The 17,910-nt window shown below is 64.8% G+C and carries 19 protein-coding genes; 10 read left to right on the forward strand and 9 right to left on the reverse strand.

Going from position 1 to position 17,910, the window contains the following annotated elements:
- Positions 1-93: 93 nt before the first annotated feature.
- Positions 94-438 carry a cupin domain-containing protein gene (locus ACIU1A_RS21480; protein WP_404925227.1) on the forward strand — a complete coding sequence of 115 codons (345 nt, stop codon included), beginning with the start codon at positions 94-96 and terminating at the stop codon, positions 436-438.
- A 146-nt stretch (positions 439-584) separates the two neighbouring features.
- Positions 585-1,469, forward strand: coding sequence for an alpha/beta fold hydrolase (locus ACIU1A_RS21485; protein WP_404925228.1), 885 nt, complete (start codon positions 585-587; stop codon positions 1,467-1,469).
- Here ACIU1A_RS21485 and ACIU1A_RS21490 read toward each other — a convergent pair.
- Genes ACIU1A_RS21490 through ACIU1A_RS21510 form a run of 5 tightly spaced genes read right to left on the reverse strand, consistent with a single transcriptional unit; the run spans position 1,450 to position 6,584 of the window.
- Positions 1,450-1,761 carry a DUF6665 family protein gene (locus tag ACIU1A_RS21490; protein ID WP_140496039.1) on the reverse strand — a complete coding sequence of 104 codons (312 nt, stop codon included), beginning with the start codon at positions 1,759-1,761 and terminating at the stop codon, positions 1,450-1,452. The two genes, ACIU1A_RS21485 and ACIU1A_RS21490, sit on opposite strands and share 20 nt — an antisense overlap.
- 2 nt (positions 1,762-1,763) lie before the next feature.
- Positions 1,764-2,231 carry a GNAT family N-acetyltransferase gene (locus tag ACIU1A_RS21495; protein WP_140666062.1) on the reverse strand — a complete coding sequence of 156 codons (468 nt, stop codon included), beginning with the start codon at positions 2,229-2,231 and terminating at the stop codon, positions 1,764-1,766.
- A gap of 4 nt (positions 2,232-2,235) precedes the next feature.
- Positions 2,236-4,119, reverse strand: coding sequence for an ABC transporter ATP-binding protein (locus ACIU1A_RS21500; RefSeq protein ID WP_404925229.1), 1,884 nt, complete (start codon positions 4,117-4,119; stop codon positions 2,236-2,238).
- Between the two features lie 13 nt (positions 4,120-4,132).
- Positions 4,133-6,034, reverse strand: a complete 1,902-nt coding sequence (locus ACIU1A_RS21505) for an ABC transporter ATP-binding protein (protein ID WP_140516922.1) — start codon at positions 6,032-6,034, stop codon at positions 4,133-4,135.
- 28 nt (positions 6,035-6,062) lie between these two features.
- Positions 6,063-6,584, reverse strand: a complete 522-nt coding sequence (locus tag ACIU1A_RS21510) for a hypothetical protein (protein ID WP_404925230.1) — start codon at positions 6,582-6,584, stop codon at positions 6,063-6,065.
- A gap of 283 nt (positions 6,585-6,867) precedes the next feature.
- On the opposite strand from ACIU1A_RS21510, the gene ACIU1A_RS21515 reads away from it, so the two are divergent.
- Positions 6,868-7,341 (forward strand): tRNA (cytidine(34)-2'-O)-methyltransferase, encoded by a 474-nt coding sequence (locus tag ACIU1A_RS21515; protein ID WP_140631807.1) that lies wholly within the window; start codon positions 6,868-6,870, stop codon positions 7,339-7,341.
- 147 nt (positions 7,342-7,488) lie between these two features.
- On the forward strand, positions 7,489-7,959 hold the full coding sequence (soxR, locus tag ACIU1A_RS21520; protein WP_140496043.1) for a redox-sensitive transcriptional activator SoxR: 471 nt from the start codon (positions 7,489-7,491) through the stop codon (positions 7,957-7,959).
- A 68-nt stretch (positions 7,960-8,027) separates the two neighbouring features.
- Here soxR and ACIU1A_RS21525 read toward each other — a convergent pair whose 3' ends face one another.
- Positions 8,028-8,285, reverse strand: coding sequence for a hypothetical protein (locus ACIU1A_RS21525; protein WP_023770299.1), 258 nt, complete (start codon positions 8,283-8,285; stop codon positions 8,028-8,030).
- Positions 8,286-8,404: 119 nt separating this feature from the next.
- Between ACIU1A_RS21525 and hemF the strand changes: the two genes are divergently transcribed.
- The 3 genes from hemF (at position 8,405) to ACIU1A_RS21540 (ending at position 10,291) form a co-directional block, all read left to right on the forward strand.
- Positions 8,405-9,319 carry an oxygen-dependent coproporphyrinogen oxidase gene (gene hemF / locus ACIU1A_RS21530; RefSeq protein WP_140556107.1) on the forward strand — a complete coding sequence of 305 codons (915 nt, stop codon included), beginning with the start codon at positions 8,405-8,407 and terminating at the stop codon, positions 9,317-9,319.
- 310 nt (positions 9,320-9,629) lie between these two features.
- On the forward strand, positions 9,630-9,890 hold the full coding sequence (locus tag ACIU1A_RS21535) for a DUF1344 domain-containing protein (RefSeq protein WP_140567094.1): 261 nt from the start codon (positions 9,630-9,632) through the stop codon (positions 9,888-9,890).
- 215 nt (positions 9,891-10,105) lie between these two features.
- Positions 10,106-10,291: a DUF1059 domain-containing protein gene (locus ACIU1A_RS21540; RefSeq protein ID WP_140496047.1), complete on the forward strand. Its 186-nt coding sequence runs from the start codon at positions 10,106-10,108 to the stop codon at positions 10,289-10,291.
- Between the two features lie 58 nt (positions 10,292-10,349).
- Here the strand turns inward: ACIU1A_RS21540 and ACIU1A_RS21545 are convergent, their stop codons facing one another.
- The 3 genes from ACIU1A_RS21545 to ACIU1A_RS21555 are packed head-to-tail and all read right to left on the reverse strand — an operon-like array spanning position 10,350 to position 12,887.
- The gene (locus ACIU1A_RS21545; RefSeq protein ID WP_404925231.1) at positions 10,350-11,615 is read right to left on the reverse strand and encodes a CCA tRNA nucleotidyltransferase; all 1,266 of its coding nucleotides are present in this window, start codon (positions 11,613-11,615) and stop codon (positions 10,350-10,352) included.
- Positions 11,612-12,244 (reverse strand): CoA pyrophosphatase, encoded by a 633-nt coding sequence (locus tag ACIU1A_RS21550; RefSeq protein ID WP_404927988.1) that lies wholly within the window; start codon positions 12,242-12,244, stop codon positions 11,612-11,614. The genes ACIU1A_RS21545 and ACIU1A_RS21550 overlap by 4 nt, the downstream gene beginning before the upstream one ends.
- A 13-nt stretch (positions 12,245-12,257) precedes the next feature.
- A complete protein-coding gene (locus ACIU1A_RS21555; protein ID WP_404927989.1) occupies positions 12,258-12,887 on the reverse strand; it encodes a DUF1285 domain-containing protein in 630 nt (209 codons plus the stop codon).
- A 135-nt stretch (positions 12,888-13,022) separates the two neighbouring features.
- Here ACIU1A_RS21555 and ACIU1A_RS21560 point away from each other — a divergent pair, with 135 nt between their 5' ends.
- Genes ACIU1A_RS21560 through ACIU1A_RS21570 form a run of 3 tightly spaced genes read left to right on the forward strand, consistent with a single transcriptional unit; the run spans position 13,023 to position 17,859 of the window.
- On the forward strand, positions 13,023-14,027 hold the full coding sequence (locus ACIU1A_RS21560) for an AAA family ATPase (RefSeq protein ID WP_404925232.1): 1,005 nt from the start codon (positions 13,023-13,025) through the stop codon (positions 14,025-14,027).
- Positions 14,027-15,040 carry a DUF58 domain-containing protein gene (locus ACIU1A_RS21565; protein ID WP_404925233.1) on the forward strand — a complete coding sequence of 338 codons (1,014 nt, stop codon included), beginning with the start codon at positions 14,027-14,029 and terminating at the stop codon, positions 15,038-15,040. Before ACIU1A_RS21560 ends, ACIU1A_RS21565 begins: the two co-directional genes overlap by 1 nt.
- On the forward strand, positions 15,037-17,859 hold the full coding sequence (locus ACIU1A_RS21570) for a DUF4159 domain-containing protein (RefSeq protein ID WP_404925234.1): 2,823 nt from the start codon (positions 15,037-15,039) through the stop codon (positions 17,857-17,859). Before ACIU1A_RS21565 ends, ACIU1A_RS21570 begins: the two co-directional genes overlap by 4 nt.
- The last annotated feature ends 51 nt before the right edge of the window (positions 17,860-17,910 follow it).

The following is a 17,910-nucleotide window of genomic DNA, read 5'->3' on the forward strand; positions in this document are numbered from 1 at the left end:
CCGTGAAACACCGCCAAACAGCCGGGAAACAGTAGCGAATCCGGGGGCCAGCCTCGCCTCGACACCTGGCTCCGGGGGGTCTATCCTGCCCCCATGGCGCATGTCATAGACCGCGAGGAATGGGCTGTTCGCCCCGACCGCTGGAAGGGCGAGTTGCAATGTGCCCCCTACGGTTCCAACTCCTGCCTGATCTTCAGCTACCTGCCGGAGACCGGCGGCGGACCGCGCCTGCATTCCCATCCCTACGCCGAGATCTTCATCATCCGCCAGGGCATCGGCCTGTTCACGGTCGGCGGTGAGGAGATCGAGGCCTCTGCCGGCCAGATCGTCATCGTGCCGCCCGGCACGCCGCACAAATTCACCAATCTCGGCCCCGGCCCGCTGGAGACGACCGACATCCACGAGAACGGCACTTTCATTACCCAGTGGCTGGAGTGATCCAGGACCAGGTGATTCCTGGAAAAGCGCAATTCCTGGAAAAGTATGAAACGGTTTCCGTCCGCAAACGGGTCAAACAATCCAGCCCTGTCGGTCTTCCGATCGCCGCCTAGATCTATGGCATAGGCAGCCGGCAGGGTCAGGACATGCAAACCTCGAACATCGAAATCGAAGGGCTTAGCATAGCGATCCGCGAGGCGGGCCCGGCTGAAGCGCCTGCATTCCTGCTGCTGCACGGCTGGCCGCAAAGCTCCTATGCGTTCGAAGGGGTGATCGGCCGGCTGGCTGCCGAGTACCGTGTCGTCGCACCTGACCTGCCCTGCATCGGCGGCTCGCAAGGCATGCCTGAGGCCGGCGACAAGAGAACTCTGGCGAGGCTGATGAGAGGCGTTGCCGAGGCCTGCGGGCTGCGGCACCTCTTGGCGGCCGGTCATGATATCGGCGGCCAGATCGTGTTCGCCCTGCTGCGCGACCATCCGGAGATCCTTTCCGGCGCGGCGATCATGGATGTCGCTGTTCCGGGTGTCGCGCCATGGGAAGAGGTCATTCGCAATCCGCGGATCTGGCACTTTGCCTTCCATGCCGTCCCGGCGCTGCCGGAAACGCTGGTGAGCGGCCACCAAAGCACCTATTTCGACTTCTTCTTCAATGTGCTTTCGAAGGATCGGACATCGATCCCGGCGCAGGCCAGGGAAATCTATGCGAGAGCCTATTCCCGGCCTGAAAGCCTCCAGGCCGGTTTCGATTGGTATCGCGCCTTCCCCGAAGATGCCAAAGCCAATGCTGCACGGCCCGCGACGCCTACAGCGATTCCGGTGCTGTATCTCAGGGGCTCGGCCGAGTCCGGCGATGTCGGCGACTATGTCGAGGGCCTTAGGGCCGCCGGGCTTTCGAATGTCGAGGGCGACATCATTGCCGACAGCGGGCACTTCGTCCCCGATGAGAACCCCGAAGCGCTCGCCAGCCGCCTGGCGAGATTCCACAGGGAAATCGGCGCGGCAAGCGCCAACCCTACATGGCGCCGAGCCTGACCAGCACCGCCTTCGGGATGTTGTATTCGCGGATGACGGCATCGTGCTTTCGAAGACCGCACAGTTCGCGCTGGATGAAGTAGCCATGCACCGCAACCGCCGCCTCCTTGAGCAGCCGGGGACGCAACTGCTCGTCGCCATTGTTGCGCAGTCGGGCCAGCGTTTCTTCGACGCGTTGTCCGGCGCGGCCGAGTGCCGCCGCCTTCTCGGCAAGGACTTCATGGCCGAGCGCGTCGAAGGCGGCTTCGGCGGCCGAGGCGCTGGTCAGACGGGACGGCGGGCGCAGGGACATTTTCAACCTCCTTTCTCGAAGATCATCCGGTGCGTGACGAATTCTTCGCCCGCCACCGGCGCGAAGCCAAGCCGCTCATAGAAGCCGAAGGCTTCCTGCGGCGCACGGGTGTTGAGCACGGCGAAATAGTGGCGTGCCCTGTCGACAACGGTCTCGACCAGCATGCGGCCAAGGCCCGTGCGCCGATGGCGCGCGCCGACGAACAAATGCCGGACCCGGCCATGGTTCCTGCCCTCGAAATAGGGATCGATGTTCAGCCCGCACACGCCGGCGAGTTCGCCGCCGTGCCATGCTCCGAACAGTGCCTCGCCGTGTTTCAGGAACTTGTTGCGGCCGCTTGTCCAGCCGTCGCGAAGCCGCACCAGCATCCAGTAGCCTTCCCGCCGGCTCTCTTCCATCAGCGCATCGAAGGCCGGTGTCGTCGGCCGCAGCCGTTTCAGCAGATAGTCGGTCTCATGCGTCGCGCCCATGCCGCTACTCCGCCGGCCGCGTCTCTTCCAGCACGGCTTCCTCATGATAGAGGAAGCCGCCGGACTGACGCTTCCACAGCCGCGCGTAGAGCCCGTCGAGCGCCACCAGTTCGTCATGCGTGCCTTGTTCGACAATGCGGCCGCCGTCGAGCACGACGAGGCGGTCAAGCGCGGCGATCGTCGACAGCCGGTGGGCGATGGCTATGACCGTCTTGCCTTCCATCAGCCGCGTCAGGTTTTCCTGGATCGCCGCCTCGATGTCGGAATCGAGTGCCGAGGTCGCCTCGTCCAATATCAGGATCGGTGCATCCTTGAGGAAGACACGCGCGATCGCCACGCGCTGGCGCTGGCCGCCCGACAGTTTGACGCCGCGCTCGCCCACATAGGCCTCGTAGCCCTGTCGGTCGCGATTGTCGCGCAAGGTCAGGATGAAATCATGCGCCTCGGCTTTCCTGGCCGCCGCGATCACCTGCGCGTCGGTGGCGTCGGGCATGCCGAGTTTGATATTGTCGCGCAGCGAACGGTGGAAAAGCGCTGTGTCCTGACTGACGACGCCGATATTGGCGCGCAGCGAATTTTGCGTCACCTGCGAGACATCCTGGCCGTCGATGGCGATCTTTCCGCCTTCGAGTTCGTACAGCCGCAGGATAAGGTTGGCGAGCGTGGTCTTGCCGGCGCCGGACGGCCCGACCAGCCCGACCTTCTCACCCGGCCGCACCACGAGATCGATGCCGTTGAGCACGCCGAACCCCTTACCGTAGTGGAACTCGACATTCTTCACCTCGATGCGCCCGCCGGCCACGACCAGTTCCCGGGCGTCGGGTGCGTCGATCAGACCGAGCGGCTGCGAGATCAGCGCCTTGGAATTCTCCAGCACGCCGAGATTGCGCAGGATGCTGTTGAGCTGCATCATCAGCCGGCCAAGCAGCATGTTGAGCCGCAGCACCAGCGACAGTGTGAAGGCGACCGCCCCGACGGTGATCGAGCCCTCGACCCAGAGATAGACGGCAAAGCAGCCGATCGCCGTGATCATGATGCCCGACAGCGTCGTCAGCGCCATGCGCACGCCGGTCAGCCGGCGCGTGAACGGGCGCAACGCGTCGAGATAGATGTCGAAGCCGCTCCTGATGTAGCGGTCGTCGCCATCGGCGGAGAACAGTTTCAGCGTCTGTACGTTGGAGTAGGAATCGACGATGCGGCCGGTGATCATCGACCCCGCCTCGGCGGTCGCCTCGGCATGTTTGCGGATTGCCGGCAGATAGAGCCTGGCCAGCCAGGCGAAGGCCGCGATCCAGATCACCACCAGCACTGCGAGCCTGATATCGAGCCCCGCGACCAGCGCCAGCGTCGTCACCGTATAGACGATCATGAACCAGACGACCTCGATGAAGCTTTCCATCAGGTCGCCGGTCGCTTGCCCGGCCTGCCAGACTTTTGTCGCGATGCGGCCGGCGAAATCGTTCTGGAAGAAGGAGTAGGACTGGCGCGACACGTGCCGGTGCGCCTGCCAACGCACCAGATTGTAGAAGCCAGGCGTGATTGTCTGCTCGTCGACCAGGGCCGACAGGCCGACGACGATGGTGCGGACGACCAGCACCACGACGATCATGAACACAAGTTCCGGCCCGGCGGCCGTCCACAGCGCATGCCAGCTGCGTTCGCCGGGAAGCTGGTCAAGGATGTCGACCAGCCGCCCGACAAAGTAGAACAGCCCGGCCTCGACCAGCGGCGCGATGCCGCCGATGACCAGCATGGCGAAGAAGGCGAACTTGGCCTGGCCGACATAGTGCCAGAGAAAACCGGCGACGCCGGACGGCGGCCGAAGATTCGTGGGCTCCCTGAACGGATAGACCCAGTTCTCGAACCAGCGATAGACGGCTGTCATCATGCGGCGGCGGCCATCATTCAGCGGCTTGTCCCTTTGCGCCAACGTCATTGGCAACAACGTCGCTTGCGGCACCGATCGGGCCGTCATCCAGCAGGAAACCGCCCGACTGGCGCTGCCAGAGCTGCGCGTAGAGCCCGCCCTTGGCCACCAATTCCTCGTGCGAACCTTCCTCGATGACGCGTCCCTGGTCCATCACCACAAGCCTGTCCATCGCCGCGATGGTCGACAGCCGGTGGGCGATGGCGATGACGGTCTTGCCTTGCATGAGCTTGTAGAGGTTCTCCTGGATGGCCGCTTCCGCCTCGGAATCCAGCGCCGACGTCGCCTCGTCAAGGATAAGTATGGGCGCGTCCTTCAACATAACGCGAGCGATGGCGATGCGTTGCCGCTGGCCGCCGGACAGTTTGACGCCGCGGTCGCCGACATAGGCGTCGAATCCCTTGCGGCCGCTATGGTCCGAAAGCCCGGCGATGAAGTCCAGCGCCTCGGCGCGCCGCGCAGCCTCGACAAGCATGTCGTCGCTGGCGTCGGGCCGGCCATAGAGGATGTTTTCGCGCACCGAACGATGCAGCAACGAGGTGTCCTGCGTGACCATGCCGATCTGGGCGCGCAGTGAATCCTGTTTCACCGCTGCGATCTCCTGGCCGTCGATCAGGATACGGCCGGCTTCGAGGTCGTAGAACCGCAGCAGAAGATTGACCAGCGTCGACTTGCCGGCGCCGGAGCGGCCGACAATGCCGACCTTCTCGCCCGGCTTCACCGCCAGCGACAGGTTCTCGATGACGCCCTTCTGCTTGCCATAGTGGAAGCGGATGTCCTCGAAGCGTATCTCGCCTTTGGAGACCGTGATCTCCTTCGCACCGGGCCTGTCCTCGACAAGGCGCGGCAGCGAAATCGAGGCGATGCCGTCCTGCACCGTGCCGATATTCTCGAACAGGCCCGACATTTCCCACATGATCCACTGCGACATGCCCCACATCCGCAGAACCAGGCCGATGACCACGGCGACCGCGCCGATCGTCACCGCCTGGCCCAGCCACAGCCACAACGAGATGGCGGTAACCGAGAACAGGAGAAGCGCATTCAGGATGTAGAGCGAGCCGAACAGCACCGTCACCAGCCGCATCGACCGGTAGACCGTGTCGAGGAAGCCCATCATGCCCTCCTTGGCGAAGGAGGCCTCGCGGCGGGCATGGCTGAACAGTTTGACCGTCTGGATGTTGGAGTAGCTGTCGACAACGCGGCCGGTCATGACCGAGCGCGCATTGGCCTGTTCCTCGCCGACCTTGCCCAGCCGAGGAATGAAATAGCGCAGCAGAAGGATGTAGCCGACCATCCACACGCCGAGCGGTGCGGCCAGCCGCCAGTCGGCCGAGCCGACGATGAGCAGCATGCCGAGGAAATAGACGATGACGTAGTTCAGGACGTCGATCACCTTGATCACGCATTCGCGCACGGCGAGCGCCGTCTGCATCAGCTTGGTGGCGATGCGGCCGGCGAATTCGTCCTGGTAGAAGCTCATCGACTGCTTGAGCAGATAGCGATGCACCTGCCAGCGGATACGCATGGGATAGTTGCCCATCAGCGTCTGCTGGTTGAGCAGCGAATGCAGCCATACCGTGCCAGGCAGCGCGAACAGCACGATGAAGGCCATGCTGGCGAGCTTCCAGCCCTCCGTCTGCAGGAAGGTTTCGCGGTTCTGCGCCGAAAGCCAGTCGACGATGCGGCCGAGGAAGCCGAACATCCACACTTCCGCGATGGCGATTGCCGCCACCAGCACCGCATCGACCAGGATATAGGGCCATGCGCCGCGCGTGTAATGCAGGCAGAAGGCAACCAGCGTCTTGGGCGGCTCGACCGGCTCCGCGCCCGGGAACGGATCGAGCCTTTTTTCAAACCAGCTAAACAACAACATAGGTCATGCTCATGAAATCTGTTTCCGCTCACGCGGCGCGTGAACGTACGAAGTCCTCGGACCGCACGGCGCCGAGGGCCGACGGTCCGGAATCATCCGGACCGTCGGCCCTGCTTCGCGCTATATAGGGGTTCGCGGGCTTTTCGCCGACAGGCTCTTTTGTTGATCCTGACGGTGCGGTGTCGACAAGGCTAATCTTCGCGCCCGGCCGGATCGCCCGGATAATACGGCGCACCAACGAGGGCCGGCTCGGGTCGGGAACCGCGCGCGAGAAATCGACATCGGGCAGCATGCCGCGATGCGGACGCCGGCGAACCTCGGCGTGGACCGCCGACGAATAGGTTTCGCCGATCAGCAGCGCCCAGGTCGGCAGCCGGTGGATATGCAGGCTCCTCGAGCCCGGTATTCTGTAGGGATCGAACATCGGTCCGTCCTCCGTGTGAAAATAAAGATAAAAAGGGTGCTCGACGTCCTGCCGCGGGATCGGCGGCTGATCAGTCGAGACGCGTTGGGGCGGGGCCATCGGCCCCTTCGGCAGCTTGAAAAACATCGCAGGATTCCTTCGAAGACCAGGGAATGGTTTCGGCGGAAATCGGTGCGGAAGCGTCTAAGAGATCAGGAGAACCGTCGTACCGAAACCGCCAGCGGGCATGTAGGCCCACGGAGAGGGTGCTGGATGTGCATGGTCATCATGAATTACCCCTCCTTCGGTTCGGGTTGACAATGTACGCTGTATACCCGACTTCGCAGAAAATGGCCACCCGCAGGTCCAGCAATTTCCAAAACCGCGAAGCCGCTGTGGCCGATTTGCCACTTAATAGAAGGATGCGGAAATGAACGACCGTCTCCGCATCGCCCTCTACCAGCCTGACATCGCCGGCAACACCGGCACAATCCTGCGCTTCGCCGCCTGCCTCGGGATCGGCGTCGACATCATCGAACCGGCCGGCTTTCCGCTCTCCGATAAAGCGCTCAGGCGCGCCGGCATGGATTACCTCGAAATGGCTGCCCTGACCCGGCATGTCGACTGGCACGCCTTCGAGGAGTGGCGCAAGGCCCGCGCGCGCCGGCTGGTGCTGCTGTCGACCAAGGCCGCGACCCCATACACCAGCTTCAACTTCGCCACTGGCGATATCCTTTTGTTCGGCCGTGAATCCGCAGGCGTGCCGGATCCGGTCCATCAGGCGGCGGACGCGCGGCTGACGATCCCGATGCAGGCCGGTGCGCGCAGCATCAATGTGGCGCTCTCCACCGCCATGGTGGCCGGCGAAGCCACGCGACAACTGGGCCAGAATGCCATCCGCTGAAGCGGCGGCCTCGGTCTCGCCGGCGGCGACACGACCCTCGCCCGTCATTCTCACCCAGGCGCACATCGCCATCTCCTGTCGTTTGCATGTCGATGGCTTCTTCGCTACAAGCTCAACTTAACTTGAGGTCAAGCGGAAAAGTGCGAGATGGCGCCAGCAGCGGAATTGACGGTTGGCCAAGTGGCCGCGCGCAGCGGTGTCGCGGTGTCGGCGCTGCATTTCTACGAAGCTCGCGGCCTGATCCGCAGCCACCGCACGTCAGGCAACCAGCGCCGCTACGGCCGCGACGTGCTGAGGCGCGTTGCCATCATCAAGATCGCGCAGGAGGTCGGCATTTCGCTGGCCGAGATAGCGACGGCGCTTCAATCCCTGCCCGAGGGCCGCACCCCGACGCGCGACGACTGGAGCCTGCTGTCGACCGCCTGGCGCGACGGGCTCGACCGCAAGATCGGTCAATTGAAGAAATTGCGCGACGGGCTGACCGACTGCATCGGCTGCGGCTGCATGTCGATCGACAAATGTCCGCTCCGCAACAAGGATGACCGGCTGGCCAGGGAAGGAACAGGGGCGAGAAGGCTGGTTCTTCCTTCTCTCGGTTCACGGAGAGAAGGTGCCTGAGCGTAGTGAAGGCGGATACAAGGGGCGACGCCTGTATTGGGTTGTCCCCGTAAACAGGGCGAGGAATTCTAATCCGCCGCCGGCAGGCGCCTTATGGTGAATTCGATCAAATCGCCCGGCCGTTCGAACCAGCTTTCGATCTCGGTCCAGTAAGCCTGCTTGGGGAAGCGCTCGAACCATTCCTTTGCCTTGAGGCGAGCGTCCGAACGCGGCAGGACGAAGGTTTCGCGCAAAAATCCGTCGCGCGGCATGCGCGCGCGTTCAGCCCGGCTTTGATCGAGCCTTTTCTTCAGGCCATCCAACGGCGGTCTTGCCGGGGTGCGCACGAAGGTCTCCTTGCTCCGATCAGATCAGACTTGACCCTTTCCCCTAAGAGATTAGGGATCGCGCCGGCAAAAGACGAGTCATTTGTAGGGGCCGGCCGCCCCGAAACCGGAGACAGCACTTGGAACGACCTGAAATACCGGTTGGCCTGCCCGCCGACATCGAAGAAAAGAAGATGAAGGCACGGCTGTGGTTCGAGGCGCTGCGAGAACGCATCTGCGGCGCCTTCGAGCAGATCGAGCAGGATCTCCAGGGCCCGCTCGCTTCATGGTCGCCGGGCCGGTTCGAAAGGACGCCGTGGGAGCGTGACTCCGGCAAGGGCGGTGGCGGAACCATGTCGATGATGCACGGCCGAGTCTTCGAGAAGGTTGGCGTCCACACCTCGACGGTTTACGGCGAATTCTCGCCCGAATTCAGGAAGCAGATGCCCGGCGCCGAGGAGGACCCGCGCTTCTGGGCATCCGGCATTTCGCTGATCGCGCACCCTTGGAACCCCAACGTTCCGGCCGTGCACATGAATACGCGCATGGTCGTCACCTCGCGCCACTGGTTCGGCGGCGGCGCCGACCTCACCCCGGTGCTCGACCGACGCCGCACACAGGATGACCCCGACACAATGGCCTTCCACCGCGCCATGCAGTTCGCCTGCGAGAAGAACGCCGGCATCGCCGACCATGCGAAATTCAAGGCCTGGTGCGACGAGTATTTCTTCCTTCCGCATCGCAACGAGCCGCGCGGCACCGGCGGCATCTTTTTCGACTGGCTGCATTCGGGCGAGGACAAAGGCGGCTGGAATGCCGACTTCAACTTCGTCCAGGATGTCGGGCGCGCTTTTCTCGTCGTCTATGGCCATCTCGTGCGAGGCAATTTCAACGAGAACTGGACCGATGGCGACCGCGACGAACAGCTCATCCGTCGCGGCCGTTACGTCGAGTTCAACCTGCTTCACGATCGCGGCACCATCTTCGGCCTGAAAACCGGCGGAAACGTCGCCTCGATCCTCTCCAGCCTGCCGCCGGAGGCTCGCTGGCCGTAAAAAGATGGTGAGCGCGCCGTGAGCCGCATTGATGTCCCATTCGCTGCGAAATGGGCACCGAATGTGGCGCGGGAGCCGTCGCAAAGTTTCTTTTTCGTCTAATAGGCATCGGAAAAGACTGGGCTATTTGTCGGGACGGGTCGGGAAGCGCCGGCGGTTCGCCTGCGCAATTCCAGGAGTGCAGAGCGGTTCTCCGTTCGGAATTGCGTCAGAACGAAGCGGATCGCGACTCGACGCAACCGGACGGCCCAGGACGATGCGGGACACCTCTGCCAAAAAGGGTGCCCGCGCTTTCCAGGAGTACTTCGCAATGCGCAAGATCATTGTTTCGGCCGCAGCGGCTGCCATTCTTGCTTCCGGTTCGGTGGCATTCGCCGCCGTCAAGCACACCACCGGCACGATCAAGACCTTTGATACGGCGTCCAAAAGCCTGGTTCTCGACAATGGATCGTCTTTTACGCTTCCCCGGACCTTCAAGGATCCTGGCCTGAAGGTCGGCGAGAAGGTCAGAGTTTCATGGGACATGAGCGGCAAGGATAAGGTTGCCGAGGCAGTCAAGATCATGAAGTGATGACCTGGCCATAGGGCTGGCGTAAGAGGGCGGAGCAGCGCTGCTCCGCCTTTTTGTCGTTGACGGCAATCAATGCCACCCCATCTGTGTTATGGTTTCACCCGCTCGTGGTCCAACCAGTCTCAAGGTCGGACAACGCGCCAAGAAGATGCGGAGTCCCTGCCGCCTTTTGCAGGACGGTCGACCGGACTCCATGGAGGAAAAGGAGAAATCCCATGAAGGAATTCCACTGCGGCTCGCTCGTTCCAGGTTGTGAATGGCACACGCGCGCCGAAGAGGAAGCCGAGGTCATGCGCCGTGCCGTCGAACATATGCGCGAGACGCATGGCGAGACGATCATCCGCGAAACGATGATCGAAGCGATCCGCTCGCGCATCGAGAAGGTCCGCGACGCCGCCTGATTTGGAGCAAGTTCCGGAAATCGCGGCGATTTCCGCCCGGATTGCGTTGACTGATGCTTTATCCGGCCTTCAGGGCCTGCGCGGCGCGCTTGAGCAGCGCGTCGCGATCGGGCCCAAACCCGGCATCGACCCATTCCGCTTCGAGATTCCTGAGGATCGCGCCGAGTTTTGGCCCGGGCATCCCCCCGATCGCCGTCAGATCGGCGCCCTTGAGCGGAAACACGGGCCTTTCCCATCTCAATGCGAAGGCGAGAAGTCGGGAAAAGCCGCCTGCCTCGATGAGCGCATCGGTCTGGTCCACCGCGCGCACCCGTGCCGCTGCGAGTGACAGGCGAAGCCGGTCGACGACCCCCTGCCGGTCGCCGCGGTAGAGCGTCTTGGCCAGTTCGCCTTCGGTCGTTTTCGGCGCGATCCCCGGCGTGAGCGCCCAGTCGCGCAAACGGTTTGCTTCCGCCGTCGACAGTCTCAGCCGCTCGGCCAGCGTCTTCATGCGCGCCGCATCCGGCGGCACGATCGCCTCCAGCCTGAGCAGCGGGTCCGCGGTCCAGCTCAGATCTTTCTCGGCTTTGGCCAGGCCGTGGATCGCGTCGATGCCCCATTTCTCGCTTTCCGGCAGCACGCTGGTCAAAACGCTCGCCTGCCGCATCCACAACAGCGCGCGGGACGGATCGGCCGCCGACAACAGCTTCTTGAGTTCGGACCAGACGCGCTCGGCCGAGAGCTGCACGAGCCCTCCCTTCAGCCGGGCGCAAGCCTTAAGCCCCTCGGCGTCCGGCCGGCCTTCGCCATACCAGGCGAAGAAGCGGAAAAAGCGCAGGATACGCAGATAGTCCTCACGGATGCGCGCTTCCGGATCGCCGATGAAGCGCAGCCGGCGCCCCTCTATGTCGGCGACGCCGCCGACCAGATCAACGACCGTACCGTCGGCTTCCGCGTAGAGCGCGTTGATGGTGAAGTCGCGCCGCTCGGCGTCAAGCTTCCAGTCTCGCCCGAACGACACCTTGGCGCGGCGGCCGTCGGTCTCGATATCCGCGCGCAGCGTGGTGATTTCATAAGGCTTGCCGCCGGCAATCACGGTGATCGTGCCGTGCTCTATGCCGGTCGGAACCGTCTTGAACCTCGCCGCCTCGGCGCGGCGGATCGTCTCCTGCGGCAGGCAGGTGGTGGCGATGTCGATGTCGGCGACGGGCTGGCCGATCAGCGTGTTGCGCACCGCGCCGCCGGCGACCCGCGCTGCCTCGCCGCCACTCGCCAGAATGGCAAGCAGGCGCTGCAGATGCTTGTCGCCGAGCCAGTCGGCCCTGTCAGCGATCGAGACCTTCACCCATAGAGCCTTTCATAGAGCGTGCGGATGATGCCGGCGGTGACGCCCCAGATGCGCCGGTCGCCATAGGGCATGTCATAGAAGAACCATTCGAGATCGTTCCAAATGCGGCTGTCCCTGATGTGGTTGGCCGGATCCATGAGGAAGCGCAGCGGCACTTCGAAGGCCAAGTCGACCTCCTCGGCATTGAGTGTCAACTGGAAAGGCGGCCGGACGATGCCCAGCACCGGCGCGATCCTGTAACCGCTGCCCGCGACGTAATCGGGCATGCGGCCGATGACCTCGATATGGTCCCGGCCAAGGCCGATTTCCTCGGAAGCCTCGCGCAGCGCCGCCGCTTCCGGACTGGCGTCGGTCGGATCGACCGTCCCGCCGGGAAAGGCCACCTGCCCGGAATGGTTGCGCAGCGTCTCGGCCCGCTTGGTCAAAAGAACCGTGGCATCGTCCTGGTGATCGACGATCGGGATCAGCACCGCCGCTTCGCGCAGCGGTTTCGCCCGGTGGAGGCGCGGATGGCCTGGATTGAAGCGATGATCGCCATAGTCGTCGCCGGCATGCGCCTGCGGCTGCGCGGCAAAGCGCGCGCGCAAATCGGCAATGGAAAAGGGCGTCGGCGTCACCTGGTCCATCATGAACTGTCCGTCACGCGCTCAGCTGCCTCAGCCTGTCGGCCGGCATGATCGGATAGGCCTGGCCTTTCGAACGAACGGCAAACATCAACCTGCCGCCGATCTCGATCTCCTCGCCATGCTCGACCAGTTCGTACATCACCGGCCGCGCCACCAGCGCCTCCAGCCGCCCGCGCACCAGCACATAAGGCTTCAGCCCGCCGGTCTCGTGCTCGTCGACGAAGCGCAGCGGCCGCTCCGGTCCGGCCTCGACGACGTCGCCGACATTGGTGCGGAACGTGATGATCTGGCCCTCGCCGCTGCCCGAGACATCCATCTCGACGGCGATGAAGGGTGCGTCGGCGACGCGGATGCCGACCTTTTCCACCGGCGTCACCAGATAGGTCCTGCCGTCCGCGTCCTTGCGCAGCACCGAGGAAAAAAGCTGTACCAGCGGCATGCGGCCGATCGGCGTGCCGAGATAGAACCAGCTGCCGTCAGCCTTGATTTCCATATCCAAATCGCCGCAGAAGTCGGGATTCCAGCGCTCCACCGGGGCCGGCCCCTTGCCGGCGCGAGCCGCACGCGAGATCAGCGCCTCCAGGCCGCGCGCCTCGGTCGCGGCCGCCAGGCTTTGCTGTCTTTGTTCGGAGCCCTCTGCCATCGTCACGAAATAGTCACTGTTGTTGCGCTTGTCAGCCTAACTCTGTGATTTAAATTTGAAGGCAGGCGCCAGACGGAGCCGAATCGCGGCATTCTGCGTCTAGCTGGTATTTCCAACCACAAGGATCGATGCTGCATGAGCGTGATGGTCAAGGAAAGCCCGATCAGCGAAAAAGACATGATCGCCGAGGCCGAGAAGGCGCTGGCCGACATTTCCAGGGTCCGCGACGGGGTCGGTCGCATCATCTTCGGCCAGGAAAGTGTCGTCGAACGCGCTCTGGTGGCGCTTCTGGCCGGCGGCCACGCGCTGCTGGTCGGCGTGCCGGGCCTCGCCAAGACCAAGCTGGTCGAGACGCTGGGCATCGTGCTCGGCCTCGATTCGCGCCGCATCCAGTTCACCCCCGACCTGATGCCCTCGGACATTCTCGGCTCCGAGGTGATGGAGCAGGACGAATTCGGCAAGCGCTCCTTCCGCTTCATTTCCGGGCCGATCTTCGCGCAGTTGCTGATGGCCGACGAGATCAACCGCGCCTCGCCGCGCACCCAGTCGGCGCTGCTGCAGGCCATGCAGGAGTATCACGTCACCGTTGCCGGTGCCCGCCACGACCTGCCCTCGCCTTTCCATGTGCTTGCGACGCAGAACCCGCTGGAGCAGGAAGGCACCTATCCGCTGCCCGAGGCACAGCTCGACCGTTTCCTGATGCAGGTCGACATCCTCTATCCCGAACTCGAGGCCGAGCGCCGCATCCTTTTGGAAACCACTGGGGTCGAGGACGCGAAGGCGCAGAATGTGCTGCAGCCGGCGCGGCTGAGGGATATCCAGACGCTGATCCGCCGCATGCCGGTGCCTGAAAGCGTGGTCGAGGCGATCCTGGCCCTGGTGCGCTCGGCGCGCCCCGGCCAGGGGAATGCCGAAACCGACAGGCATGTCGCCTGGGGCCCGGGTCCCCGCGCCAGCCAGGCACTGATGCTGTGCACGAGGGCGCGCGCGCTCTATGATGGGCGGCTGGCGCCGTCGGTCGACGATGTGCGTGCTCTGGCCGAGCCGGTGCTCCAGCACCGCATGGCGCTGACCTTCGCCGCCCGCGCCGAAGGCACCAGCGTGCGCGATGTGGTGGCCAAGCTCGTGAAAGGGATTTGATGGCGCGCATCGGCGAGCTCCAGGCTCCGGCAGCGACGCGCGACGCGCTCGCCCGCGGCCGGTTGCGGGCTTCGCTCGTGCCCGACTTGCTGGTCGAGGCGCGCCGCATCGTCAACACCGTGATCGCCGGCTGGCATGGCCGCCGCAAGCGCGGCATCGGCGAGAATTTCTGGCAGTTCCGGCCCTATGTCGAAGGCGATTCCTCGCGCATCGACTGGCGCCGCTCGGCTCGCGACGACCACACCTATGTGCGCGACCGCGAATGGGAAGCGGCCCATACGGTGTGGCTGTGGGCCGACCCGTCGCCGTCCATGCTCTACAAATCGACCGGTGCCGCCGTTTCCAAGCAATCGCGCGGCCTGGTGCTGGCGCTGGCCATGGCCGAGCTGCTGTCGCGCAGCGGAGAGCGCATCGCCTGGCCCGGCCTTACCGATCCGTTCACCGCCCGCAACGGCGCCGAGCGCATCGCCGCCCAGCTCATGCATGCCGGTGACTTGCCGGCCAAGCCCGATCTCTCCGGCATCCGCCGCTTCTGCGACATCGTTATCGCCAGTGATTTCCTCGACCCGGTCGAGGAAACCATGGCCTGGCTCGACGTGCTCGCCCGCCATGGCGTGCGCGCGCATCTGATTGAGGTCGCCGACCCGGCCGAGGAGACATTCCCCTATGCCGGCCGCACCGAATTCACCGACCCGGAGAGCGGCGACAAGCTGACCGCCGGCCGCGCCGAGATGCTGGCCGATGAGTATCGCCTGCTCTATGGCGCCCGACGCCAGGAACTGGCCAGCTGGTGCAAGCGGCTCGGCTGGAGCTTCACCGTCAACCACACCGATCGGCTGGCTTCCGACGCCCTGGTACGCCTGCACATGGCGATGACGGATGGCGGTCAGCCCGGGCTGACCGCTATTGGCCACGTCGGCATGATCGCCGGTGGCGATCAGCCCAGGCCGATCGCTGGCGATCGCGGCGGCATGATCGCTAGTGGCGATCAGCCAGGAAAGGCTGTCGCATGAGCTGGCTGCCGCTTTCCTTTGGCGCGCCCATGCTGCTGTGGGGTCTTTTGGCGCTGCCGGTGATCTGGTGGCTGCTCAGGCTGACCCCGCCCAGGCCGCAGACCGAGGTGTTTCCGCCGCTGAAGATCCTGGCGCGCGTGCTGAAGCGCGAGGAAACCCCGCAGCAGAGCCCCTGGTGGCTGACGCTGCTCAGGCTGCTGATGGCGGCGCTCATCGTCGCCGCCCTTGCCGAACCGGTCTTCAATCCGCGCGAGAAACTGCCGGCCGAGGGCGCGGCCCTGGCGCTGGTCGTCGACAATGGCTGGGCAAGCGCCGCCGACTGGAACAAGCGCATCGCAACCGCCGAGCGGCTGATCGCCGACGCCGGTTCGAACGGCGTGCCGGTCATCATCGCCTTCACCGCCGAAAAACCTAATGCCGAGATCGGCCCCTTCGATGCGGCCGCGGCGCTCGACCGCCTGCGCGCGGCAAAGCCGCGGCCGATCCCGACCGACCGGCCGGCGGTCTACGCCCGCGTCGCCGCCGTCCTGGAGCGCCTGCCGGGCGCCAGCGTCGCCGTGCTGGCCGACGGACTGGCGGCGAAGGGCGACGAGGCCGCCTTCAACACGCTCCTGTCCAAAAACGCCGCCCGCGTCGTGTGGGCCGTTGCCGACCGGATGTCGCTGACCGGCCTGACAGGCGCCGAGAACGACGTCGACGGTTTTGCCCTCACCGCCATCCGCGCGCCCGGCGATGCGGCCCCGGCGCAAGTCACCGCTGGCGCCTTCGACGACAAGGGCCGCCGCATCGCCGATGCGACGCTGACTTTCGCACCCGGCCAATCCACCGCCACCGGCACCATGGCGGTGCCGTTCGAGCTGCGCAACGATTTCGCCTCGATCGCGCTCGATGGCGAGCGTCAGGCGGGCGCGGTGCGCGTGCTGGACGAAAGCTCCAAGCGCCGCCGCGTCGGACTCCTGTCGCAGGCCGAGGCCGACCAGGCGCAGCCGCTTCTGTCGCCGCTCTACTATATCAGGCGCGCGCTCCAGCCCTTCGCCGACCTGGTCGAACCTTCCAGCGCCGACCTGGCCGACGCCATTCCGCAGATCCTCGACCAGAAGCCGGCGATGATCGTCATGGCCGATATCGGCACCATTCCCGCACAGATCAGGCCAAGGCTCGTCGACTGGGTTGAAAAGGGCGGCACCCTGGTGCGTTTCGCCGGGTCGCGGCTGGCCGCCGCCGGCAATGACGACGACCTTCTGCCGGTGCGTCTGCGCACCGGCGAACGCTCGCTCGGCGGCGCATTGTCATGGACCACGCCGCAGCCGGTCACCGAATTCCCCAAGGCTGGCCCCTTCGCCGACCTGGCGCCGCCGACCGAGGTGACCGTTTCCAGGCAAGTGCTGGCCGAACCGACGCCCGATATCGTCGAGCGCACCTGGGCAGCGCTTGCCGACGGTACGCCGCTGGTCACCGGGCTGAAGAAGGGCAAGGGCACGCTCGTGCTGTTCCACGTCACGCCCGAAGCAACCTGGTCGAACCTGCCGATCTCAGGCAGCTTCGTCGAGATGCTGCGCCGCATCGTGCAGCTGTCGCGCAACCAGGGGGCCGCCATCGCCAATGCCGAAGCCGCCGCCACCTCGCTGGCGCCCTACCGCATGATAGCGGCCGACGGAATGCTGGTGCCGCCGACGCCGGATGCGCGCCCGCTGGTGCCGGGCGCCGGTACACTGCCGGTGACCTTCGAAAACCCGCCCGGCCTCTATGGCTCGGAGGCCGGCGTTTTCGCCCACAATCTGCTCGATGCGACAAGCACGCTTGCGCCGCTGGCGCGCCCGCAAATCACTGTCCCGGTCACCACAATTCAGTATGCCTTTGACGAATCGCACAATTTGAAGGGCGCGCTGGTGGCCGCCGCGCTGGCGCTGATGGTGCTCGATACGCTGGCGGTGTTCTGGATGGGCGGCCTGTTGACGCGCAGGCCGCGCCGCGCTGCGGCCGTAACCACCATGGCGGCCATTCTGATCGGGCTCGGCGCGCTGTTCGGCCATGTCGGCCCCGCGCGCGCCGACGATGCCAAGCCTGGCGACACCGCCGCGATAGAGGACATCTCCAAGACCCGGATAGCCTATGTGCTGACTGGCGTGCCCGGCGACGATTCGATCAGTCGCGCCGGGCTCGAGGGCCTGACCCGCTTCCTCATCGAGAAGACCGCGCTCGAGCCGGGCGCGCCGGCCGGCGTCGACATCTCCAAGGACGAGCTTTCGTTCTTTCCCCTCATCTATTGGCCGATCGATCCGGCCGCAGCCATGCCCAGCCAGGCCGCGATTGCCCGTATCGATGCCTATATGCAGCAGGGCGGCACCGTGCTGTTCGACACGCGCGACCAGTTCGCCAACGGCATCGGCGCCGACTCGACCAGCCCCGCCACCGAGCGGCTGCGCGACATCCTCGGCAACCTCAACGTGCCGCCGCTGGAGCCGGTGCCGTCGGATCATGTTCTGACCAAATCCTTCTTCATCCTGCCCGAATTCCCCGGCCGCTTCGCCGGCAGCCCGCTCTGGGTCGAGGCATCGCTCGACGCCAGCAATGCCGAAAACCGGCCGGTGCGTACCGGTGACGGCGTCTCGCCGATCATGATCACCGCCAATGATTTTGCTGGCGCCTGGGCCGTCGACGAGAATGGCGACCCGCTGCTGCCGACCGTGCCCAACGATCCGATGCAGCGCATCTATGCGCTGCGCGCCGGGGTCAACATCATGATGTACATGCTGACCGGCAACTACAAATCCGACCAGGTGCACGTGCCCATATTGCTTGAACGGTTGGGCCAGTAAGATGACGCTCCTTCTTGCGCTCGCTCCCCGGATCGGCCCTCCCTGCAAGGG

The sequence above is a fragment of the Mesorhizobium maamorense genome (genome assembly GCF_044998965.1).
In the GTDB taxonomy this organism is placed as follows: Bacteria; Pseudomonadota; Alphaproteobacteria; order Rhizobiales; family Rhizobiaceae; genus Mesorhizobium.